At 60.1% G+C, this 21,113-nt stretch carries 20 protein-coding genes and 3 pseudogenes; 16 read left to right on the plus strand and 7 right to left on the minus strand.

The window, feature by feature from the left end:
• Positions 1-169: 169 nt before the first annotated feature.
• Positions 170-1,159 (plus strand): D-2-hydroxyacid dehydrogenase family protein, encoded by a 990-nt coding sequence (locus tag C0Z19_RS24575; RefSeq protein WP_102612451.1) that lies wholly within the window; start codon positions 170-172, stop codon positions 1,157-1,159.
• A gap of 113 nt (positions 1,160-1,272) precedes the next feature.
• The gene (locus tag C0Z19_RS24580) at positions 1,273-1,800 is read left to right on the plus strand and encodes a hypothetical protein (RefSeq protein ID WP_102612452.1); all 528 of its coding nucleotides are present in this window, start codon (positions 1,273-1,275) and stop codon (positions 1,798-1,800) included.
• A gap of 403 nt (positions 1,801-2,203) precedes the next feature.
• Here the strand turns inward: C0Z19_RS24580 and C0Z19_RS24590 are convergent, their stop codons facing one another.
• Positions 2,204-4,693: an arsenate reductase (azurin) large subunit gene (locus C0Z19_RS24590; protein ID WP_102612453.1), complete on the minus strand. Its 2,490-nt coding sequence runs from the start codon at positions 4,691-4,693 to the stop codon at positions 2,204-2,206.
• Between the two features lie 12 nt (positions 4,694-4,705).
• On the minus strand, positions 4,706-5,227 hold the full coding sequence (locus C0Z19_RS24595) for an arsenate reductase (azurin) small subunit (protein WP_102612454.1): 522 nt from the start codon (positions 5,225-5,227) through the stop codon (positions 4,706-4,708).
• 647 nt (positions 5,228-5,874) lie between these two features.
• On the opposite strand from C0Z19_RS24595, the pseudogene C0Z19_RS28805 reads away from it, so the two are divergent.
• The 3 genes and pseudogenes from C0Z19_RS28805 to C0Z19_RS24615 all read left to right on the plus strand — a co-directional run.
• Positions 5,875-5,994 (plus strand): annotated as a pseudogene (locus C0Z19_RS28805) (gluconate 5-dehydrogenase); the annotation flags it as partial.
• 203 nt (positions 5,995-6,197) lie between these two features.
• The gene (locus C0Z19_RS24610; protein WP_102612456.1) at positions 6,198-6,929 is read left to right on the plus strand and encodes an oxygen-binding di-iron domain-containing protein; all 732 of its coding nucleotides are present in this window, start codon (positions 6,198-6,200) and stop codon (positions 6,927-6,929) included.
• A gap of 60 nt (positions 6,930-6,989) precedes the next feature.
• Positions 6,990-7,466: a nuclear transport factor 2 family protein gene (locus C0Z19_RS24615; RefSeq protein WP_102612457.1), complete on the plus strand. Its 477-nt coding sequence runs from the start codon at positions 6,990-6,992 to the stop codon at positions 7,464-7,466.
• Here the strand turns inward: C0Z19_RS24615 and C0Z19_RS24620 are convergent.
• A pseudogene (locus tag C0Z19_RS24620) lies at positions 7,463-7,667 on the minus strand (3-keto-5-aminohexanoate cleavage protein); the annotation flags it as partial. The gene C0Z19_RS24615 and the pseudogene C0Z19_RS24620 sit on opposite strands and share 4 nt — an antisense overlap.
• Before the next feature lie 181 nt (positions 7,668-7,848).
• Here C0Z19_RS24620 and C0Z19_RS24625 point away from each other — a divergent pair.
• From C0Z19_RS24625 to C0Z19_RS24655, 7 genes are all read left to right on the plus strand, one after another.
• A complete protein-coding gene (locus C0Z19_RS24625; protein WP_102612459.1) occupies positions 7,849-8,274 on the plus strand; it encodes a ribbon-helix-helix domain-containing protein in 426 nt (141 codons plus the stop codon).
• A 36-nt stretch (positions 8,275-8,310) separates the two neighbouring features.
• Entirely contained in the window at positions 8,311-9,408 is a 1,098-nt protein-coding gene (locus C0Z19_RS24630) for an extracellular catalytic domain type 1 short-chain-length polyhydroxyalkanoate depolymerase (RefSeq protein ID WP_102612460.1), read from the plus strand.
• A 333-nt stretch (positions 9,409-9,741) separates the two neighbouring features.
• Complete coding sequence (locus C0Z19_RS24635) at positions 9,742-10,419, plus strand: pyridoxine/pyridoxamine 5'-phosphate oxidase (RefSeq protein WP_199180794.1); 678 nt, start codon at positions 9,742-9,744, stop codon at positions 10,417-10,419.
• A 173-nt stretch (positions 10,420-10,592) separates the two neighbouring features.
• Positions 10,593-11,210, plus strand: a complete 618-nt coding sequence (locus C0Z19_RS24640; RefSeq protein WP_102612469.1) for a class I SAM-dependent methyltransferase — start codon at positions 10,593-10,595, stop codon at positions 11,208-11,210.
• 163 nt (positions 11,211-11,373) lie between these two features.
• Entirely contained in the window at positions 11,374-12,135 is a 762-nt protein-coding gene (locus tag C0Z19_RS24645; protein ID WP_102612462.1) for a hypothetical protein, read from the plus strand.
• A gap of 151 nt (positions 12,136-12,286) precedes the next feature.
• A complete protein-coding gene (gene lspA / locus C0Z19_RS24650) occupies positions 12,287-12,796 on the plus strand; it encodes a signal peptidase II (protein WP_102612463.1) in 510 nt (169 codons plus the stop codon).
• Positions 12,797-12,971: 175 nt separating this feature from the next.
• Positions 12,972-13,625, plus strand: coding sequence for an alpha/beta fold hydrolase (locus tag C0Z19_RS24655; RefSeq protein WP_102612464.1), 654 nt, complete (start codon positions 12,972-12,974; stop codon positions 13,623-13,625).
• Between the two features lie 259 nt (positions 13,626-13,884).
• On the opposite strand, the gene C0Z19_RS24660 is transcribed toward C0Z19_RS24655, so the two are convergent.
• Positions 13,885-15,177: a DUF3422 family protein gene (locus C0Z19_RS24660; RefSeq protein ID WP_102612470.1), complete on the minus strand. Its 1,293-nt coding sequence runs from the start codon at positions 15,175-15,177 to the stop codon at positions 13,885-13,887.
• A gap of 497 nt (positions 15,178-15,674) precedes the next feature.
• Here C0Z19_RS24660 and C0Z19_RS24665 point away from each other — a divergent pair, with 497 nt between their 5' ends.
• Both C0Z19_RS24665 and C0Z19_RS24670 read left to right on the plus strand, forming a co-directional pair.
• The gene (locus C0Z19_RS24665) at positions 15,675-15,890 is read left to right on the plus strand and encodes a copper chaperone (RefSeq protein ID WP_425330312.1); all 216 of its coding nucleotides are present in this window, start codon (positions 15,675-15,677) and stop codon (positions 15,888-15,890) included.
• 107 nt (positions 15,891-15,997) lie between these two features.
• Complete coding sequence (locus C0Z19_RS24670) at positions 15,998-16,549, plus strand: DUF488 domain-containing protein (RefSeq protein WP_102612472.1); 552 nt, start codon at positions 15,998-16,000, stop codon at positions 16,547-16,549.
• A gap of 189 nt (positions 16,550-16,738) precedes the next feature.
• On the opposite strand, the gene C0Z19_RS24675 is transcribed toward C0Z19_RS24670, so the two are convergent.
• The 3 genes from C0Z19_RS24675 to C0Z19_RS24685 form a co-directional block, all read right to left on the minus strand.
• Entirely contained in the window at positions 16,739-17,146 is a 408-nt protein-coding gene (locus C0Z19_RS24675; RefSeq protein ID WP_233196273.1) for an L-asparaginase family protein, read from the minus strand.
• A gap of 141 nt (positions 17,147-17,287) precedes the next feature.
• Positions 17,288-18,100: an FAD-dependent oxidoreductase gene (locus C0Z19_RS24680; protein WP_102612465.1), complete on the minus strand. Its 813-nt coding sequence runs from the start codon at positions 18,098-18,100 to the stop codon at positions 17,288-17,290.
• Positions 18,101-18,343: 243 nt separating this feature from the next.
• Positions 18,344-19,426 carry a GlxA family transcriptional regulator gene (locus C0Z19_RS24685; RefSeq protein WP_102612466.1) on the minus strand — a complete coding sequence of 361 codons (1,083 nt, stop codon included), beginning with the start codon at positions 19,424-19,426 and terminating at the stop codon, positions 18,344-18,346.
• A 308-nt stretch (positions 19,427-19,734) separates the two neighbouring features.
• Between C0Z19_RS24685 and C0Z19_RS24690 the strand changes: the two are divergent.
• Together C0Z19_RS24690 and C0Z19_RS28810 are read left to right on the plus strand one after the other, a co-directional pair.
• Positions 19,735-20,628: pseudogene (locus tag C0Z19_RS24690) on the plus strand (branched-chain amino acid ABC transporter substrate-binding protein).
• A gap of 243 nt (positions 20,629-20,871) precedes the next feature.
• Positions 20,872-21,113: ATP-binding cassette domain-containing protein (locus C0Z19_RS28810; RefSeq protein ID WP_233196274.1), on the plus strand; the 242-nt coding region annotated here is incomplete at its 3' end.

The raw sequence follows: 21,113 nt of genomic DNA on the forward strand, positions 1-21,113 counted from the left end.
TTCTTTAGCGATTATTAAGATACGATGCGACAGACGAATAAATGGTATTGAATGGCGTATCATCGATTTTTTTAAAGAGGCATTGTCGACTTTGCCACGATGCATCGTCGGTGCCACGGTCGAATGAACGCTCAGTTACGCACCCGCCAATCATCATCGAGTCAGTGACATGAATATACTGATCCCGGACGACTATCAAAGGGCCGTCGCGCGGCTGCAGTGCGTCGAATTACTGGCTGATCACAATCTCACGATCTTGGGCGATGTGAGTCGAGCAGACGATGTAGAAGCCGTCCTCGCGCGTACCGAATGCCTCGTGCTAATACGTGAGCGCACGCGGGTCGATGCGGCCTTGCTGGCGAAGATGCCGGCGCTGCGCCTGATCAGCCAGACCGGACCGGTCGGCCGCCACGTCGACATGGCTGCTTGCGATGCGGCCGGCGTCGCCGTAATGCAGGGCACCGGCTCGCCGCACGCGCCGGCCGAGTTCGCATGGCTAATGATCATGAGCGCCTGCCGCCGCCTTAGCGAGGCCGTCGATGCCTTCCGTCAAGGACAGTGGCAGGTCAACATCGGCAGCGAGGTCTACGGTAAAACGTTGGGCGTTCTGGGGTTCGGCAAGTTGGGGAAGAAAGTAGCGCAGTATGCCCACGCATTCGGCATGCAAGTGCAGGTGTGGGGGAGCGAACGCGCTCGCGCGGAGGCCATCTCCGCCGGCTGCGTTGCAAGCGCGAGCCGCGAAGCGTTTTTCCGCGACGCCGATGTCGTCACCGTGCATCTGCGCTTGGCTGACGAGACGCGCGGATCGATCGGCTTGGACGACTTGGCGGCCATGAAAAGCAGCGCGGTTTTCGTCAACACGAGCCGCGCCGAACTGCTGGCGCCCGGCGCACTGGAGATGGCGCTGCGGTACGGCCGGCCCGGGTACGCAGCGGTGGATGTCTATGAATCCGAGCCGGTCTACGACCGGCAGCATCCGCTCTTCGGCTTGCCCAACGTGCTATGCACGCCGCATCTCGGCTATGTGGCCGAGCAAAGCTACGAGGCCTACTTCCGGAGCGCCTTCTGCAACGTGCTGCAGTTCGCCGCCGGCAACTATGGCGCCGTGCTCAATCTGGTCTTTATCGACAAACGCAGGGCGTTGATCGAAAATCGTTAGCCGTCACGCTGCAAAACCGGATACGTGCGCAGCCCGAAGATCGAGCACGATCCGGGCGCGCCTACGGGAAGCACGGCTATTGCTGTGGATAATCAAATCGGGAGTCGATCCACATGATGCAGCTCGCACATTCCATCAAAGCTTATATTCGCGCCAAAGACAACAATCGTCCCTACTTGATGGCGCAAGCCTTCGAAGACGATGCTGAGCTGGTTATGGTCGTCGAGACCGATCAGATCTCGTTTCCGGCCGGAGCCCGTGGAAGAACTGAAATATCGTCGGTGCTGGTAACGCAATTTGCCCTGCGCTACGAGAACGTTTTTACGTTCTGCCTGAGCGAGCCTCCGCGGGACGATGCGAGGTCGTTCGAATGCGGCTGGCTCGTTTGCATGACGGAAAAGGAAACCGGAGCTGCGCGAATCGGCTATGGCCGATACGACTGGCAATGTGCGGACGCTTCAGGAAAAATCTCGCGCCTGCAGATCACGATTCAGGAGATGGTCGTCTTGCCCAAGGAGGCTGCCGGGCCTCTTCTTCTGTGGGCCCATCATCTTCCGTACCCGTGGTGCCGTGTGGAGGATTTGGCCAGGGAGGTGCCGCGTATCGATGCCGTACGGAATATCGTGGACGCCCTTGCATGATCGCTGAGAGCGTCGACGCATCGTCGTCGGTTGCATGGCAGCCAGTTCCAGACATTGGGTCGGCGGCGCGGAATTGTTTACAAAGACGTCTCGTTTGCGGAACATCATGAGCCCATCAAGCATCTCATTCGGACGCACCCGGCTTGCATTCTCGACGTTGGGGCCGGTATCGGAACCGACGCCGCTGCTTTAGCGGCGATGGGGCATACAGTCGTAGCGGTAGAACCGGTGGACGCGTTGCGCGTTGCCGGATCCAGGCAGCTCCCTCTCCCCGGATCCACGGCCCGTCTCGCCGTGGATCGCAACTGTCAAAAAAATAGATCATGATGCGGCCACGCTGCTCGACCGTGACGAGATTCGCATCGGTGAGCTCCGTCATGTCGAAGGACAGTGACGAGTGCGCTCAGGTCGCATCGATCCGTCGGCTCTTGAAGCTCACGGTTTCCTTGAAGTCCTGCACGGTGCCCACCCGGCGCAAATTCGCCCACGTCCCCTTGTAGTACGGCACGACGTTGCGGTCTGTCCACGGTGTCGTTACGTTGCCCACGATCCCGTTGAAATGCCCAAATTGCATGAACGTCTGGCCGTGCTTGATCGCGGGCTCGAGATAGGCCATCGCGTAGGTCGAACCATAATCGTTATAGAGCTCCACGACATCGCCGGAAGCGATACCGAGCGAACGTGCGTCTTCCGGATTGAGTTCGAGGAACGCCATCGGCACGCGTTCGCGAACGAACTCGTTGTACTGATCGTGATAAAGCGTCTGCCAGACTTCGTTCACGCGGCCGTTATTGATCCAGAACTTGTACTTTGCCTTCTGATCGGCAACTGTCTTGGGCAGGCCCGGCCACTTCGCCGGCTTGAATTGCGCTTTGCCGTCAGAAGTGTCGAACTTGCCGTCGGTGTAGAGCATCTCGGTGCCGATCAGCTTGCCGCCTTCATACGACTTGGCCGGCAATTGAACCCCGTTGTTGCCCATCGCACGCAGCCGAGCGTACGTCACTAGATTTCCGGTCTTGCCGCCCTGACTGTCGATCGGAGCGACGCCCGGTTGTCCCGCTTGCCGGAAGCCATCGTTGAACGCGTCCTCCTCGGTCTTCCAGTCGAAGCCGGAAAACCGCGCGACCATGTCATGCTTGCCCTCGGCTTCGTACATACGCTTGAGGGTGTTCGCGATTGCCGCTGCAATCAAGCAGTCGGGCAACGCGGTGCCGGGCGGGTCCATGAAGCGCTCCGACAGACGCATGCGCCGCTCGCCGTTCATCGAGGTCAGATTCATTTCGCCCGGATGTGCAGCCGGCAACATCAGATGCGCCGCGTCGGCAAGTTTGGTCGGGTACAGGTTGATAGCGACGACAAACAACCCCCCCTTGTTTTTCACCGCGTCGTAAGCGACATCCACGAGTTGCGCTGTCGACGCGCCACGTTGGCGCGACATCGCTTCTCGTACGATGCCGGCGCGATGCAGGATGACCGCACGATGCTCCTCCGCGTTCAAGGTCGTCTGGAACGGATTCGCCCCCCACGCTGTGTACATCATGCCCTTGCCGTGAATGATCTCCTGGTCGACGTAGATCTTCGTGTCTCCCGGATATGGCGGGCGCGTATAGCCCTCTTGATGTCCGCCCATTCGAACGACACCGGTACCGCGGCGCCCGACGTTGTGGGTGGCCAATACGACGTCAACCAGCGCGGATTGGATGAGGTAGTTGTCGTTTCCCCAGATGATTCCCTTTTCATAGGCGTGCATGGTCCGTGGGCGATGCCCAGACGCCTTCGGCTTGTACGCCCATTCAGCCGCCTGCTTCAGGCGCTCGACAGGCACTCCCGTGATGCGACTGGTTTCGTCCATGGAAAGACGGTTGGTCTTCAATGCATCGTCGAATCCGTTGGTGAATTGCGCGATGAATTCCTTGTCGTGCCATTCCTGATCCACGACGTATGTCAACAGGCCGTCGAAGAGCGCAATGTCGGTACCGGGCTCGATGTCCAGATGCAATACGTTCTGTTTCCCGGCAACGCGCTCAGCGATCGCGATCGTGGTGGTGCGACGCGGGTCCACGAAGATGATCTTCGCCGCCTGAACACTCTCCCCGGGGAAGCGCTGTTTGCGCTTGTCGACTGTCTGCCCTTGCAGATTCGGCACCCAGTGGGCGAGGAAATAGTTGGTCTGTGTTTCGTAGGAGTTACACCCGATCGCCATGATGACGTCGGCCAGTTCGGCATCCTCGTAGCTGTTGTTCAACTCACCGATGCCCATTTCACGCGTCGCATGGCACTCCGAATTGTAGGCAGGACGGTTATGGATGCGTACGAGCGGCGTCTTGAGCGCGGTGAACATCAGTTTACCTGTGCCCCAGGTATTCTCGAAGCCGCCGCCGGCGCCGCCGTGATCGAAGCAATCGAAGGCGAGCACCGAAGGGCCGGTGCTATCGAGAATCTTCTTGGTGAGGCCAGCATACAGCGCAAGCGCATCGTCCCAGCTCGTGTCCATCCATTGATCAGCCAAGTACACCCGTGGGTTTCGCAAACGCTCCTTCGCTACCCCGCCATCGGGGCTGTACATCACCTTCGCAAGCTGCCCGCCGCGCGTCGACGACAAGCCGTGATTGACGCTGCATTGCTTGTCCGGCACGACCATGATGTTGTACCGGTGCCCATCCTTGTCGATGACCGTGTTCTGCATTGCCGGTGTCATGACTAAGGACAACGGCGGTAATTGCGTACGGAAGTCCAGCCCCAATGCGTTCTGATTGGGTGCGCGCCCACCCTCGGTGTTTTCCGGCCACTTGAAGACGTGGTATCCACATCCGACGATACAAAAGTGGCACGTGAGATTCGTGCGCTGGGCTTGAACGGGCGGCAGCGCCACCCGATCCTTGTTGGTAGCCATGATCGCCCCTCTCTACAGCAGATTGGATTGACGGCCGTAGATCAAACCGTCGACCGAGATTGCACGCACTGTGCCGTCGCTCGCGTTGTAATCGAGCACGATGGCCGGGAGCTTCTCGGTTGCCTGACCCGAAATCATCTGACCGGATTTTTCGGCATCGAACGTGCTGAAATGGCATGGACATCTAAATTCGCGTGTGGCCGAATCGTACGAAACCGGGCAGCCCATGTGCGTGCACAACACACTGAACGCCACGATGTCGCGTTCGGGGCCGACGCCACCGGGCACGGGCGTGCCCATCTTAACCACGGCGCACGGCGACGAGGCATCTGGAAAAGTGAACGCGAACGGGGCGTTCTCTCGTAATTGAGCAGTATGTGCGATCACCTTTGGGGTGTAGGGCAAAGTCGTTCGACCAGCATCGGTTCGGGCTGCTTGAGCTGCTTGAGCGGCCGGAGTGCCTGCGACGGTGACGGTGGCTCCGGCGGCCGCACCACCAGTGAGCTTGAGAAATTGCCTGCGGCTAAGACTCATAGTCTCCTCCGTTATGAGTTGTGAGGGAGCGAATTGATTGGATTTGTGTGTGGATTGATGTCGTTCGCTCGAATGACTTGTGATCGCACTGCCGAATGGGTACGGCGCACAATTTTTATATTTCTTGAAGTATTGATACGGGTTTAGGGCAAACCTTTCGGTATTTCAAGCGTGCTGAAAGGCGAATCGTGTGCTCGCGGGTTTACCGGTAGCGAACTCCGGCGGCGGTAGGCAGGATCCAGCGAAGGCTTACAGCGCTCAGAATAGAAATCTCGTAGTCACGCAACTGTCTGAGCTTCCTTGGGAGTCTCGCCTTTCGGGAGGTCGTGTCCGGCGTCGACCGAAAGCCAAGAAAGAAGAAATGTTCAAGGTGCCCAATCAGTTGCACACGGCTTCGATCTATCACTCGCGGTTCGAAACATCCGCACCGATTCGCGATAAGGAAACACGTCGGAGATCAGTTGCTTGACGTCGAGGAGCCCCTTGTTCAACAGCTCGACGGCAACCGCGAATTCGGCACGAATGCGCACGAGCAACTGATTGGCTTCGGGTTCCGGAGTCGGAGCGTCCTCGATGCGCAGATCCAGCGGCGCGTGAATGACGAGTGCATGCACGGTGATTTTCCTGTATGGAGAGGGAGCGGGCATGAACTGGGGCGTCCGAGCATTGCGGCTTATACCCGCGAGTCGAGTAAAGGAGCGGTGAAGATGCTGACCAAGGGCGTGGCGATCGACTGGGGGCAGCATGGCATCCAGAGGCTTGGCCCGACAACGGACATGCCCCGGCGCGACCGTGTGCTTCATATGATGTTTCCGGTCACGCAGCAGTTCTGCGGCATGTGCTCGCGGCCGAGCGGTGGCCATTGGACATCAATACGCGGATGGGCAACAATCGACGAAGCTGCACGGGGGGAGCTGACACGCCCCCTACGTCGGTGATTCAAGAAAGGAGCGCATCAAAGGAGCGCATCATGGCGACCCCATCCTTTTCTAGCGATACAACGATTGACGAGATTGCGGACCGCATCTATCGCATTTCCACTCCGGTCGAGATTCCCGGCGGGGGGGGATTCTCGTTCAATCAGTACCTCATCGATGACGACGAGCCGTTGTTGTTTCATACCGGCCTGCGCAAGATGTTCCCTGTCGTCGCGGATGCGGTCGCGCGGATCGTGGCACTCGATCGTCTGCGCTATGTCGGTTTCTCGCATTTCGAGGCCGACGAATGCGGCGCGCTCAATGCGTTTCTCGCGGTAGCGCCGCGTGCGGAGCCACTGTGCGGCCAGATCGCGGCCATGGTCTCGGTGAGTGATTATGCCGACCGGCCGCCACGCGCGCTCGATGATGGCGAGACAGTCTCGCTTGGACGGCACAGTGTGCGCTGGCTGTATACACCGCATCTACCACACGCGTGGGAATGCGGCTTCCTCATGGAAACTACGTCGGCAACGCTGCTCTGCGGCGACTTGTTTACCCAAGGCGGTTCGCATCTCCCGCCGCTCACCGAGAGCGATATCCTCGAACCGAGCGAGGCATTCCGTCGCGAGATGGACTACTTCTCACACACCAGGAACGCCCGCGTAATGCTGGAGCGCCTCGCTGCACTGAAGCCGACGACGCTTGCCTGCATGCATGGTAGCGCTTGGCGTGGTGACGGCGCGGCCCTGCTGCGCGGACTCGCCGACAGCGTGGAGCGCGGCTAAGCTCAGCGCGGAGGCTCGTTCACAACGACAACGACAACGACAGCAACCACGACACCCACGATGACTCATCCCAACGCCGAGTTGATTCAACGCTTTTACGACGCTTTTCAGCGGCGCGACGCCATCGCGATGGTTGCCTGCTATGCCGACGACGTCGTGTTCAGCGATCCCGTATTCGGTGAACTGCGCGGTGAGGCCGCACGCGACATGTGGCGCATGCTGGTGCAGCGCGCGCAAGCGTTTTCCTTGACGTTTGCGGATGTCGACGCGAACGATCAGACCGGGCGGGCGCAGTGGATCGCGCGCTATCTGTTCAGTCAGACCGGCCGCACGGTGGAGAACCGGATCGAGGCGCGCTTCGCGTTTCGTGACGGGCGCATTGTCCAGCATCGCGACAGCTTCGATTTGTGGCGCTGGGCGCGCCAAGCGCTCGGCCCGAAGGGGGCATTGCTCGGCTGGACACCTTTCGTGCAGCGCGCAATCCGAGCGCAAGCGCGCAGAAGTCTCGATGCGTATCGCGCTAGTCCGCCGCTTTAAAACGCGACCTCATCGCGTCCCTTCAAGCCAGAGCAGCTGCCGCGCTTCATCCGGTGCGGCAACCTCGATTCCGAGTTCCTCCAGGATGCGCCGGATCTTGCGCACCTGCTCGGCATTCGACTTTGCTTTTTCCCCGGCACCAAGATACAGGCTGTCCTCCAGGCCGACTCGCCCATGCGAGCTCATCACGGCGCCATAGGTAAGGACCGAAGCGCGACTGCGCACCAGCGTGGCCAACATTGCCATTGGCGTAGCCATACGCCGCGCGCATGCGCAACCAAGGGACGCGCGCCAACCCCCGTCTCGGCCCCAAATTTTGATGTTGCACGGCACATAAAACTTCCGTATAAACCATCCATGTAGATGGTATCAGGATGGTTCGATGAAGAAATCGACGTTACCCGACACGATGCGCACCAAAGGTGGCGACTCGGAAAAAATCACGATCAACCTGGGTCCCGTCGACCTTGGGCAGATCGATCTGCTCGTCGAGGAAGGCTTTTATTCGAACCGGACCGACCTGATCCGCACGGCGATTCGAAACCAGCTCGCGCTGCACGCGCATGTCGTTCAGGAAACCATTACGCGACGCGCGCTGGTGCTCGGGCTGCAGCATTTTTCCAGGCAGGATCTGGAGACGGTGCAGGCTGCGCACGAGCGCCTGAACATTCAGGTGCTGGGGCTGGCCAGTATCGCCGCCGACGTCTCACCGGAACTCGCGCTCGCGACCATCGAAAGCGTGGTGGTGCTGGGCGCATTTCACGCTTCGCCTGCCGTCAAGACGGCACTCGCCGGCAGAATCCGCTAGCCGCGCGACGCCCAACCCGCTAACCGGACAAATGACATGAAACTGAACGAGGGCTTCCTGAACTCAATGCAGGAAGCGATGACGGTGCTGCGTACCCGCGGCCCTGCCGAAGCGACAGAAGTCATACAACGCGCGCTGCGAGGCGAGACGGCTGGTGCGGCGAACGAAACCGTGTGGCATGACAAGTTGCCGGGACCCATTCCCTTCCCGTTTGCCGAGGCAAAGACGAAGGAAGCCGCCCCGTATACGGCAAGGGACGCAGGCATCGACGTGGAGGATCGCGGACATTTCGGCACTCACGCGTATTCGAATGCCGCTGGCAGCCGTCAATATCGGCTCTATGTGCCAGCGGGGGCCGCCGGCGAGCCGCTGCCGCTGCCGCTGATTGTGATGCTGCACGGCTGCACGCAGGACGCCGACGACTTCGCAGCCGGCACGCAGATGAACGCACTTGCCGAGTCGCATCGATGCCTCGTTGCTTATCCGGTGCAGCCGCGGCGGGCCAATCCGTCGAAGTGCTGGAACTGGTTCAAGCCTGACGATCAGCATCGCGAGCGCGGCGAGCCGTCATTGATCGCAGGCATCACGCGCGAGATCATCGCCGCCCACAACGTTGATTCTGCGCGCGTGTACGTCGCCGGCATGTCCGCGGGGGGCGCAATGGCAGCGATCATGATCGCCGAGTATCCCGAGTTGTATGCTGCGGCCGGAATTCATTCCGGTCTCGCAGCGCGCTGCGCGCAGGATGTACCGTCGGCGCTGGCGGCGATGAAAGGCGGCAAACGTTCCAAGGCACAGCGCGCCAGTACGGACGCACCGCAACGGCCCGTGATCGTCTTTCACGGTGATGCTGATGCCACCGTGCATATATCGAATGCCATGCATATCGTGAATGGCTTCGATGTACAGGTGGACGTCGGCAGCGAAGCACGTCGGACCGACGCAGGCCGACGCGGATGTACCGTCGCGCGGCTGGTTTCCGGCGACGGTATCGATGCTGAGTTATGGACAATTCATGGCGCGGCGCACGCGTGGGCGGGCGGCAATGCAGGAGGCAGTTACACGGATCCCGCCGGTCCTGATGCGAGTGCCGAAATGCTGCGCTTCTTTCTTGAGCATCCGCAACGGCGATAATGCGCTCCGCGCCTGTGCTTATATAAAAGCGCAACGGTATCGTTGGGGGTCGTTGAAGGCGTCGAGCAATTGGTGCTTCCTTGTGTTGTGCACTTTATTGCCTGACGGCGGCGGGTATCCTTGAAAACAAGTCTGCTGCCGATGCCGTACGGGCCGCAGAAGACGAATTGCTGGAACGCTACGCTACCATTGCGGAAGAAGCCGAATTGAAAATCGCGTTGGATTGTCGCTTCGACGCGCCGGAGGGATCTGGTTACCAGAAGCGGACGCTAGACGGTGCGGTTCAGATCTCTGACAATTTCAGGCGACTGAGTGATGCCGAAAGGGGGTACTTTGACGGACACGAAAGATACTTTGCCGACGGATGCTTGTCGCGTCGTGCGGCAGTTGAAAGTATTCCAAGGTGAATTGGCCTTTTTCGACATCGAGCAGGCTCCTGAAGATCCATTGCTGTTGTTCGATCAATGGTTTCGCGATGCCGTTAAGCACGGTGCCATAGAACCGCACGCGATGACGCTTTCGACGATCGACGAGGAAGGTTGGCCGTCATCGAGGACCTTGATTTTGAAAGACTTCGACAGGCAAGGGTTGTATTTCGCCAGCAGTGCGAACAGCAGAAAAGGCGCTGAGCTTGCATCGTTGCCTCGCGCGGCTTTAAATTTCTACTGGCGAGAGTTTGGGCGGCAAATTCGGGTTCGTGGCACCGTCACTCCATGCGATCCGCAACGTAGCGTTGCCGATTTTCGGGCGCGGTCTGCCGAGGCGCGCGCTGAGTCGTTATTGGGAAAGCAAAGCCAACCACTCGAATCATGGAGCGATTGGGAAGAAGCAATTGAGCTTGCTCGCCAACGTCAGGAGGAAGACCCGTCGCTGGTAGCTGCGGACTGGACGCTGTACTTGGTCGAGCCGATAGAGATTGAATTTTGGCAAGCTGACCGCAATCGCAAGCATGCTCGGCTCAAGTATGCGCGGATGGCCTCGACTTGGTCGAAGCAGATGCTCTGGCCTTGAGAAGTGCTCTGTCGCGCTCACCAGCCCGGAAGAACTCTCCGGCGTCGAATGCGAGAAAGACCTCTCGGAACACCGGCGGCCATGTATCGCGTTGATCTACTACTGAGTACCAAGGCGACCAATTCATTTGAATCGAAACAGTTCACGCAAAAAGCGGGGCACGAGTGGCGGTGATGTCTATCAACGTAAGCGGTACGGAAGGCTACGAAGACAGCGCTGAATCGCTCATCGAGCAATGGCAAGACATTTCGTTTGCGGAACATCATGAGCCCATCACGCATCTCATTCCGACGCGCCCGGCTAGCATTCTCGACGTTGGGGCCGGTATCGGAACCGACGCCGCTGCTTTAGCGGCGATGGGGCATACAGTCGTAGCGGTAGAACCGGTGGACGCGTTGCGCGTTGCCGGATCCAGGCAGCATCCCCCCCGGATCGAATGGCTGGACGATAGCCTGCCGGATCTCGCGATCCTGCGCTCAAAACGAAAAGAATTTGACTTTGCGATGCTGTCGGCCGTTTGGATGCACCTTGACGAAACCGAGCGTCATCGGGCGATGCCGATCGTCAGCGCTCTGCTGCGCGACGGCGCCATGCTGGTCATGTCCTTACGTCACGGCATGGTTCCGAAAGGGCGACGGATGTTCGATGTTTCGGCGGAAGAGACCATTCAACTTGCAAGCGCTTATCGTTTGCGAACTGTGCTGAACGTCGAGACCGAATCCATCCAGCACGGAAATCGGCGCATGGGCGTGACATGGACCCAACTGGCCTTCGTCAAAGACGGCACCTAAGGGCTAGTCTTGGCCGGCATCAGGCGAAAGATGGCCGGAAGCAGTCCTTTGTTGCGGGGTCCGGATAACAGGCATTCAGCGGCGCGGCGAGTCAGACAATAATCAGGAGCCGTGACGTCGGGGACGACGGTATGATCCCACTTCGAATCCGCTCGATTTCAGCATGCTCGCGCTCAAACTTACGCTCGTCCCGCTATTTTTGCTTGTCGTTTCAATGTCGGGCAAATGGTGGGGGCCTTCGATTGCTGGCTGGTTGGCTGGTTTGCCCGTGGTGGCCGGTCCGATTCTGTTCCTTCTTGTGCTCGCGCATGGTCCGAGCTTCGGAGCGCGTGCTGCCACGCTGTCTCTCTCTGCGATCCTCGCGTCAGAAGCATTCAATTTCGCGTATGCATGGACCTGCCGCTCGCGTACGTGGCCGGTTGCACTGGCTGTCGGGCTCATCGCGTGGTTTATATCCGCGTGTGGCCTATCAATGTTGCCCAGTTCAACTATGTGGGCCGCCGCCGCCGCCCTCGCCGCCGTGTGCTTCGGCCAGTCGTTCTTGCCGCGAAGCTCAGCGGTCGCAGCGGGCGCGCCACTTACGCGGCCCGACCTGATAGGCAGGATGGTTGCCGGCGCGGTGCTGACGGTACTGGTCACCTCGCTGTCTGGATGGGCAGGCCCCGCATGGAGCGGTCTGCTCGCGGTATTTCCGCTGCTCGGGATTGTCTTATCGGTTTCGTCTCACCGCGCACATGGAGCGGCTTTTGTGATCTCGCTGCTTCGGGGCATGGTACTTGGCAGATTCTCGTTCGCCGCATTTTGTTTGTTGCTTTCGTTCTCACTGCCTTACCAACGCCCGCTCCTGGCGTTTGCTGAGGCGGCAGTCCTAGCGATGCTCGTGCAGTGGGGCACCAGGCGACTGGCAACAACGCGGGCTCAGTGATGACCATCGCGGCAGCGTTTGCGCGGTCGATCGAACGCTCCGACAGTATTCGGCCGACATCGGCCCTTCGACATCAGTGCGTAAATCGTCGATCCACTGCATTCAAGGGTGGATAGAATATGCTCCTGCCCGTCTACAGACCGTTTCTAAAATGACAACCAAACAGAGACTTGCTACTGCGCTGGTTGGCGCGCTTGTCTGGGTCATCATTGACCAGTCGACCAAGGCATTATTCAAGCACATATTGGCGCCCGGCGAGGTGGTGTCGCTTCTTGCTGGAGGCCTTCTGGCTCTTCCGACTTATAACCACGGAGCGTTCCTGAGCTTCGGGGCTGAAATGTCTGATGCCACTCGAAATCTTGTCTTCATATACGGTGTTCTCGCGATTTTGGTGGGGCTGTTCGGATGGCTGGTGCGTTCGTCCAGGCTGGGCCGTGTAGAAGTGATTGCGATTGCTTGCATTCTGGGCGGCGGACTTGGCAATTTGATCGATCGTTGTGTCTATGATGGCCGCGTTTTCGATTTCTTGAACATGGGCATCGGGCATTTGCGAACAGGTATATTTAATGTTGCAGACATTGGGATTTCGCTCGGAGTGGTGCTACTTCTTCTTGGTGGCACGAAACGGCGGCCCAGCTCGCCCGGGTCGGTGAAGGCCTGAGAACCGCGGCCCCTGATACCGCCGGGTGCCGCGCGGTAAGCGTGAGCAGAGCAGGGCCGGAATCGCCAATTGCGTGAGCGCGATATCCAAAAGACAATGAGCGCGCGCGTGTCGTCATTGCTGTGCCCAATTGCGCAGCGCTGGCCAGGCTTGCGCATTTGCGAGGATAAATCCGATGGCAAGATTCGTTTTGGTGCCGGGTGGTTGGCATGGAGGCTGGGCCTTCGATGCTGTCAGCAAAGTGCTATCAAGCGAAGGTCACGAAGTACAGGCGCTCACCCTCTCGGGGATGGCTGACGAGATTTCGACGAGGGTCAATCTCGATCGTCACATTGACGAGGCGGTTCGGGCCATTCGCAGGAGCGACACGCGTGTCGTTCTTGTCGGTCATTCGTACGGGGGAATGGTCATCACTGGCGCGGCGGACAAGGAGCCCTCGCGCATAGATGCGATTGTCTATGCCGATGCCTATGTGCCGAACGACGGTGCATCGGTGTGGTCGCTCACCACCCAGAGCTATCGGGAACGTTTCATCGCGGGCGTCGCTGCGGATGGGTTGAATTGCATACCCCCTGCCCATCTCGACCGCCGATGCCGTCCCCATCCCATTGCCACCTTTCTGCAGGCGATAAAGTTGACGGGTAATTGGCGCAGTGTTCCCTGCAAGGCCTTCGTCGCTGCGTTCGGCTGGGAGGGGAGCCCGTTCGTTGAATTATACGAACGGTTGCGACTGGATCCTGAATGGGTCACGCATCGCCTCGACTGTGCACACGATATTCCTCGACTGGCCCCCGAGGCTCTCGCGGAAATTCTTTTGAAGTCTGTGTAGACAGGCTGGCCACCCGCTGTCTTCGCGCAGCAATGGAGCGAGCCGAAAACCTTGAACGCATCACCGTCAATATCAAAGCCAGATACTCACATTGATGAGTTCCTTGGCTTGGTCGCGGTCGAGCAATTCGAGGGGAATGCCTTGCGCTTTCTGCTGGATATAAGCGGAGACGATCTTTAGCAAAGGCGTATTTGACGTCGCGGCCGCGGAAGTTTGCCTGGCGGGCATCCGAAGGCGGACGGAGAAGGCCTTCGCGACGTCACTTGCGTTCTAATCGGTGCGGCTCATCGTGACCGAGCCGGCGAATCCGCCCGGTGAACAGCACGACCGCCGCGACCACCGGGAGAATCAGCAAGCCTTCGAGGATATCCGGGTCCAGCGACAGATGGGCGGCGTGCAGTGCTCGCAGTGCCGCGCCGGATAAATTCAGCACATAGTAAGAGATGGCCGCGACCGAGAGACCTTCAACCGCGTGCTGCATCCGCAGTTGCGTCCGCGCGGTGCGGTTCATCCCTTCGAGCAATGCGGTCGTGTGTTCTTCCTGTGTCAGATTCACCCGAGTCCGCAATAGGTCAACGGCGCGAGCCACGCGCGTGGCGGATTGCTGATGGCGAGTCCAGACCGAACCGCATGTTTGCATGGCGGGTAACAGCCGGCGCTGCATGAATTCGGCGATCGTCGGAAAGCCTTCGATTCGCTCTTCGCGAAGCTCGGCAATGCGAGCGAGGACGAGTTTTTCGTATGCCGCCGATGCGCTGAAGCGCGTTTCGAGGCCCGCATTCGCTTCGAGTTGGCCGGCAAGTCGCGTGAGTTCGCGTAGCAGATATGCGTCGTCGTGATCGTTGCCCGGTTGTTCCATTCGCCGCATGAAAACGGAAAGCGATGCATCGAGCTTCCCGAGAAACTGGCTGTGACGGCGCGCATCGGGGAGGGCGAGCAGCGCCATCATCCGGTAAGTCTCGATCTCGAACAGGCGCTGGATCAAGCGGCCTGCTTGTGCTTCGCGGAATCCGAGGTCGAGGACGAGAAAGCGCGAGAAGTGGTCCTCGTGAACGAGCCAGTCGCAATAGACCTCGCCCCCTGCAAGAACCGTGGTGCCGACGAGCACCGGCCCCGGCAGCAGCTCGTCGACGCGTTCACGGGCTTGCTTGGCATGCACGCCGCAGCGCAGTTCCGCATGAACGGCGACGAGGACGCATTCTTTCAGCGAAGCGAGCCACGAACTGGGGAGGTCCCTCATGGCGACGCCGGAGAAAAACTTGTCGTCAGCGGCAGTTTGGACAAACGTGAAAGTGGAGAATTCAGTGTGCTTCTCCCACTTGACTTGCCAGTCGCCCTTCTTCGCCGTGTAGTGATTGTTTTGCGGGGGCGGTGGCGGTAGCCCCATGGCTGCGATCAATGTTGCCAGCAGGCGGATATGAATCTCCTCGTCGCGCTCCGAATAAATCGCGAGATGGCTCAACGACGCGGGTCCGTCGATACGAAGAAAGGGTCGAGCGTGCAGTTCTTTCGAGAGCGAATCTCTCAGCGGATGATTGAGGGACGAGAACATGAAATGCATCGGTAGCCGGGCGTGACAGTGTAGCGCGGCAATCTGGCAAAAGGGCGGCGACGTGGCGTCGTTACGCTTGTTGCCAGGCATTCAACGCCGCCGGTTAGAACCGGAGCCGAGAAACCAACGGGTGCTTGTGTGCAGCATAAGGCCCATTTATGTCGGACGGTGTCCAGGATGCTCCGTCTTACGATCACTGTGCCGGTAAGGCGTTAGATAACGCCACCGGGTTCCAAGAACCGACGAGCCGACGATATCGGCTCTTCAGTCGGACGCCAGACCACTATCAACATGCAGCGCCTCGAACATCAACGGTCAGGAACGGGGCGACGCCGGCGATCATCGTTCGATACTACGCGGATGCATTTCACTATAGATCATGTCGTGACATAGATTAAATTCAATTGAATTGACGAAGTCCATGATGCAGAAGGGAAGGGGCGTCATATACCTGTGGGGACGCCGGGTGAGATCATCTTTGAAGCCAGGAGTCGTGCATGGAACTCGATCATTTGGAATTCGAGGTCGACAAGATGACCGGTCATGGCGATGCGCAAACGCTCGCCCGGGCCATCGTTGCGGTCGACCCCGACGCAAAAGTCGACGTCGACGTTGATGCCAGAACCGTCAAGGTCGACTCGTGGATGATGGCCGACGAATTCCTGATTGCGTTCGAGGAGGCAGGCTATCAGGCGAAGATCAGCAAAGGGTGATTCGACATCATCTGCCCGAACCGCCTGGGCCTCCACGTATGCCATCGCCCAGTTCAGAGCGATGCCGGCGCGCCGCGCGAAGTGACGCCGCGCCATGCGGCGAAACTGTGCCGCTTCCATTCTGCACCATCGGCCATTCGAACCGAACCCTTGCGGAGTTTGTCGGGTTGTTGAGTGACGCCCACATAGAGGCTGTTGTCGACATCAGAAAGATTCCGAGGTCGAGAGCCAACCCGCTGTTCAATCAGGAGACGTTCCCTGACGCACTGGCAGCATTCGGCGTCTCGTATGAACACGTGGCGGCACTCGGGGGCCTTCGCGGAAAGGCCCGAACTTTGCCTCGGAATGTCAACGGCTTCTGGACGAATGAGAGCTTTCACAATTACGCCGATTACGCGCTGTCGGACGCTTTTCGTGCCGGCCTTGACCGTCTGCTGGATATAGGGCGAGAGCGACGCTGCGTGATGATGTGTTCAGAAGCCGTATGGTGGCGGTGTCACCGCCGCATCGTCGCCGACTACCTGATTGCATCGGGGAAAACCGTTGTCCATCTCATGGGGCGGGGGCGCCAGGAGCCGGCTCACCTGACTCCCGGCGCAGTGATTCAAGCCGACCGGACGATCGTTTATCCGGACGCGTCCGGTCGCTCGTCTGCGTAATTGCGGCACTGATGCCAATCGCGCTCGGCCTGCGTCATACGCAGGTCGCACCTCCGGGCGATCGACTTGCGCTTCAGGCACTTGCCACGTCAGCGGAGGGCTCGGCTCATTTCGGTCAGCGGCATATGTGTACGAGCAAGAGATTGGAAACCCTCCCTTCTTTCGAAACGTTCTTCCGGTTCGATACGTTCAATACCGATAGAACGCCGCTTGCAGTGCGCTGCGGTCGTCAGAATGACTGGATATGGCAAGCATCAACAATATGCGCGCTTTCTGCGGGGCTTGATCGTCGACGACGAGCCAGCCGTAATCGTCGTCGGGTTGGGCGCCGTTGCGGATGACCACGCCATTACCTGTGCGCGAGGCGCGCACCACATGCAGACCGCTGCGCGCGGCCGCGCGCAGCGGCTCGACCATGCGCGCAGCGATGTTGCCATTGCCCGTGCCCGCAATGATGAGGCCGCGTGCGTCCGCAGCCACGGTACCGATGACCTCTTGTTCGAGCGCGCCGTAGGCATAGACGATGTCGACCTTCGGCAAGCTGTGGAGCGCATCGATCGACCACTCGGTGCGAACGGTGTGATTGCGTGAGGGCATGCGCGGCCGCCTCAGGAATGGCGGACAGAATCTCGTCGATGCCGAGCACCGAGCACGCATAGGCCGAGGTGTTGGCGGCGCTCTCGCCGCGACCGGCAATGGTGCCTCCGGTGCCGATCACTACGATATTGGGCTTGTCTCTCATGAGAAGTCGATGCGGTGTCGTTCGTTTTGACGGTGCGCGAAGATGCCAGCGGCGCCGATCAATGGCTGAGTGCGAAGGCGCGCGCCGCCGCTGCGCACGTCGATATCACCGCGCGCCGAACGGCGCAGCTCTTCGATCGGCGTGTTTAGCGCGAACTTCACGCCGCGCGCGCGTAGGATCGCCGCAAGCCCCTTGCAGAATCGATAACAGTCCGCTGTGTCCTCGCTGCGCGTATAGATGCCACTGGCGATGTCTTGCCTCACGTCCGCGAGCGCGGGCTCGAGCTCGATGCATTGCTCGGGGGTGAGGGCCGTCTGTTCGCAGCCGAGCGAGCGCTGGAATTCGAGCAGATTGACGGCGCTCTGCATGGCATTGGCATCCCGATGCAAAACGAGCTTGCCCGATTGCTGGAAATCGAAATCAAGCCTCGGCTCGTCGCGCATCAGCTCGTGAATCAGCGTGCGGCTGGAGAACGACAGCGAGAGCAACCGCCGTGTCGTGATCTGGCTGCGCTTGCGCGAGCAGGCGAGCGCGAATTCGATGCACCAGCGCCATTGCTCGGTGTTCACGGACGGCCGGAACCGCACGGGCGAATCCCCGCGCGTGAGCCATACCGGCAGCTTGGACAGCACGCCGGGTCCCGCAAGCGGCGCGACATAGCTGTACGACAGTTGCCCGGCATTGCCGAAACTTGTTTCGGCCGCCACATCGGCGTGTCGATCCACGACGGTGACTTCATGCCCGGCGCGACTCAAATAGTAAGCGCTCGTCAGACCAATGACGCCCGCCCCCAAAACTGTGATGTTCATGCGGCTTTCCCGTTGTCGTTTTTGGCGTGGTCGCAAATCGACACGCCGGCGGGATGACTGCGCCGGCTCCAAGCTCTGACGGCCACGGCCGGGGCTACGACGCCTGATTTCAGTGAGGGAAATGTACGGTGAAGGGGCGCGTGCGAGATTGCATCTATCGGTAAAAAAATAGAACAGAAGCGACAGCGACCGCGACGGGCCGATGGAACGGGAGCGAGGGGAGCGGGCGGCTTCGGGCGCGCGTCAATCGGCGAGCGCGCCCGTGTGCGACGACCGGAGCTTGCCTGGTGTCACGCCGTAGGCTTCGCGAAAGACGCGGATGAAATGCGCGGAATCGGCGAAGCCACAGTCGTAGGCGATGTCGGTCACTTTGCGCGACGTATTGAGCAGCATCCAGCGCGCGTAGCGCAGGCGCATGCGGCGGTAGAACTCATTGGGCGACACCTTCATTTCGGCCATGAAGGCCCGCTCGAGTTGGCGCACGCTCGTGCCGACCATCTTGGCGATGACCGCGATGTTCAGCGGCGCTTCGAGGTTTTCCTCCATCAGTAAGGCCGCGTACCGCACCGTGGCATCTTCCACCGAGAGGTAGCCAAGCGCTTGGCGTCGCTCGACGAAAGAGGAGCCCGCCCGGCGGCTCACGGTCATCTGATGAACGACCTTCGAGGCGCGATCGGGCCCGCAATGGAGATTGACGAGCCGCGCCGCGAGTTCGATTACCGAAATGCCGCCCGCGCAGGTAATGCGTTCGCCGTCGATCAGATAGTCGGCATGCGTCATGACGCGCAAGCCCGGGAACATGTTGCGGTAATCGTCGTAGTGGAAGCTATGCAGGCACGCGACGTGGTCTTCCATCAGACCCGCACGCGCCAGCACGAAGCTGCCAGTGCAGATACCCACGAGCGGCACACCCGCCTGCGCCGCCTCACGCAGGTAATCCCAGCAGCGCTTGTCGACTTGATCGAGGTGCGGAAGCAGGCCGCCGATGGCGACGATGTAATCGAATTGCCGCACGTCCGGAAAGGCCGCGCGCACGGGCACCGCAATGCCGCAACTGGATTCGACGGTGCTGTTCGGGGCGCCGATCGTCGTCCACAGGCAGCGTAGCTGGCGGCTTTGATCGCCGCGATCGGCAGCATGCCGCAGCGCGTCGCACAGCCCCCCGAGCGACAAAAGCGGGAAGCGGGGCCATAGCACGATTCCGACGTTCAGATCTGCGCCGGAACGCGGGTGCGATGCGTCCGGCGCACTTGAGAGTGCGTCCAGCCGGTCGACCGGTGCATGGGCCGAAGCATCGCTGGCAAGGGAATCGTCGGAGGGGAGCATGCATCGCGGCCAGAAGGGAACGCGAACATTATTGGACTCAGCGGCCCCTCTCCGCGGGTGGCGCATATCTTCTATTTTCTGGCAGATCGGTGCAATGCCGAGGGTTTGTGTCCACATAAATTCGTCATCGCTGTCATGACGATGGCGCCGTGCGTGCGATGCATCACGGATCCGACGGAGCCGCTCCGGTGGATCGTCGGAAAGCAGGCGAGTGAGACCGGCTTGGGGGCAATTGCCATGTTGCGAATGGATGCCCGCGGTGGCCGCCCTTTTTATGGTTAAGCCATAACTATTGGTGAGGTGGAGCAATGAGCAAGAGCGTAACGTTGAGTCGCGGCGTGGCGGCCGTCGGAATGTTGAGTGCCCTGATCGGGACGGCGTATGCCGATGTCACCGTGAAGATTGGGGAAGTCGCACCGTTGACCGGCCCGGCATCGTATCTGGGCAAGGATACGGAGAACGGAGCACGGCTTGCGGTCGAGGAAATCGACCAGAAGGGCCTCGTGGTGGGCGGCCAGAAGGTCAAGCTGGTGCTCGACGCCGAGGACGATGCGGGTGATCCTCGTCAAGCGACGCAAGTTGCGCAAAAGCTCGTCGACGACGAGGTCGTCGCCGTGGTCGGGCATATGAACTCGGGCACAAGGCGGACGGCATGATCGTGCTGTCGCACGATGCGACGAACGATAAGGCCACCGATTTCCGCGCGATTCTGACCAAGATCAAGGGCGAGCAACCCGGCGCAATCATGTACGGCGGGCTGGACGGCACGGGCGGCCCGTTCGCGAAGCAAGCCAGGCAGCTCGGGCTCGGGCAGAAGATTCTCGCGGGCGACGGCCTATGCGCGGACGATCTGGCCAAGCTCGCCGGCGACGCGGCCGACAGCGTGATCTGCTCGATCGCAGGCGTGCCGCTCGCGAAGATGCCACGCGGCCCGGCATTTACAGCGGCTTACATGAACCGCTTCGGCATGCACCCGGTCTTGAACTCGCCGTTCGCCTACGACGCGGTGTACGTCATCGCCGAAGCGATGAAGCGCGCGGGCTCGACCGATCGGGCCAAGATCCTCGCGGCGATGCCGTCGACGAACTACCAGGGCGTGCTCGGCCAAACGCAGTTCGACGCCAAGGGCGCTGCACGGCACGATTTCGCTCTACAAGTACGTCGGGGGCAAGCAACCGCTGCTCGACTACGTGAAGAACTAAGCGCTTGCGCTGGAACGTCAAACTCAGCCGGGGGGCTTGATTGATGCAGGCGAGCCGGCAATTCGTTTTGCCGGCTTTATTCGTCGATCGTGTCTCGCTGTGGTGCGCTAAGCCGATGGGCGGTCGAGCGCACTTGGAGTGCGTAGAACCGATCCGGAACCGGCCCCTTCTGCGCCGGTATGCATTCAAGCAGCCGACCGGCTTGCGATGAGCGCACCGCAGTTGCAATTTGTGAATGGAAACATGGATATCTTTATTCAGCAGTTGATCAACGGCCTCGTGCTAGGCAGCGTCTATGCGATCATTGCGCTCGGCTACACGATGGTCTACGGCATCATCGCCATCATCAATTTCGCGCACGCCGACTACACGGCGCGCAATCTGTCATATGGCCACCAGCGCCGTTTGGAAATCGCCCGTGCGTTGGCGACCGATCCGAAGCTGCTTGCACTGGACGAGCCGGCGGCGGGGATGAACGCGACCGA

This window comes from Trinickia soli (assembly GCF_002879855.1).
Taxonomy (GTDB): domain Bacteria; phylum Pseudomonadota; class Gammaproteobacteria; order Burkholderiales; family Burkholderiaceae; genus Trinickia; species Trinickia soli.

Excerpts from the sequence above, each read along its gene's own strand:
- C0Z19_RS24575 (WP_102612451.1), top strand. The coding sequence starts at position 170 with ATGAATATACTGATCCCGGACGACTATCAAAGGGCCGTCGCGCGGCTG.
- C0Z19_RS24580 (WP_102612452.1), top strand. The coding sequence starts at position 1,273 with ATGATGCAGCTCGCACATTCCATCAAAGCTTATATTCGCGCCAAAGAC.
- C0Z19_RS24590 (WP_102612453.1), bottom strand. The coding sequence starts at position 4,693 with ATGGCTACCAACAAGGATCGGGTGGCGCTGCCGCCCGTTCAAGCCCAG.
- C0Z19_RS24595 (WP_102612454.1), bottom strand. The coding sequence starts at position 5,227 with ATGAGTCTTAGCCGCAGGCAATTTCTCAAGCTCACTGGTGGTGCGGCC.
- C0Z19_RS24610 (WP_102612456.1), top strand. The coding sequence starts at position 6,198 with ATGGCGACCCCATCCTTTTCTAGCGATACAACGATTGACGAGATTGCG.
- C0Z19_RS24615 (WP_102612457.1), top strand. The coding sequence starts at position 6,990 with ATGACTCATCCCAACGCCGAGTTGATTCAACGCTTTTACGACGCTTTT.
- C0Z19_RS24625 (WP_102612459.1), top strand. The coding sequence starts at position 7,849 with ATGAAGAAATCGACGTTACCCGACACGATGCGCACCAAAGGTGGCGAC.
- C0Z19_RS24630 (WP_102612460.1), top strand. The coding sequence starts at position 8,311 with ATGAAACTGAACGAGGGCTTCCTGAACTCAATGCAGGAAGCGATGACG.
- C0Z19_RS24640 (WP_102612469.1), top strand. The coding sequence starts at position 10,593 with ATGTCTATCAACGTAAGCGGTACGGAAGGCTACGAAGACAGCGCTGAA.
- C0Z19_RS24645 (WP_102612462.1), top strand. The coding sequence starts at position 11,374 with ATGCTCGCGCTCAAACTTACGCTCGTCCCGCTATTTTTGCTTGTCGTT.
- lspA (WP_102612463.1), top strand. The coding sequence starts at position 12,287 with ATGACAACCAAACAGAGACTTGCTACTGCGCTGGTTGGCGCGCTTGTC.
- C0Z19_RS24655 (WP_102612464.1), top strand. The coding sequence starts at position 12,972 with ATGGCAAGATTCGTTTTGGTGCCGGGTGGTTGGCATGGAGGCTGGGCC.
- C0Z19_RS24660 (WP_102612470.1), bottom strand. The coding sequence starts at position 15,177 with ATGTTCTCGTCCCTCAATCATCCGCTGAGAGATTCGCTCTCGAAAGAA.
- C0Z19_RS24665 (WP_425330312.1), top strand. The coding sequence starts at position 15,675 with ATGGAACTCGATCATTTGGAATTCGAGGTCGACAAGATGACCGGTCAT.
- C0Z19_RS24675 (WP_233196273.1), bottom strand. The coding sequence starts at position 17,146 with ATGCCCTCACGCAATCACACCGTTCGCACCGAGTGGTCGATCGATGCG.
- C0Z19_RS24680 (WP_102612465.1), bottom strand. The coding sequence starts at position 18,100 with ATGAACATCACAGTTTTGGGGGCGGGCGTCATTGGTCTGACGAGCGCT.
- C0Z19_RS24685 (WP_102612466.1), bottom strand. The coding sequence starts at position 19,426 with ATGCTCCCCTCCGACGATTCCCTTGCCAGCGATGCTTCGGCCCATGCA.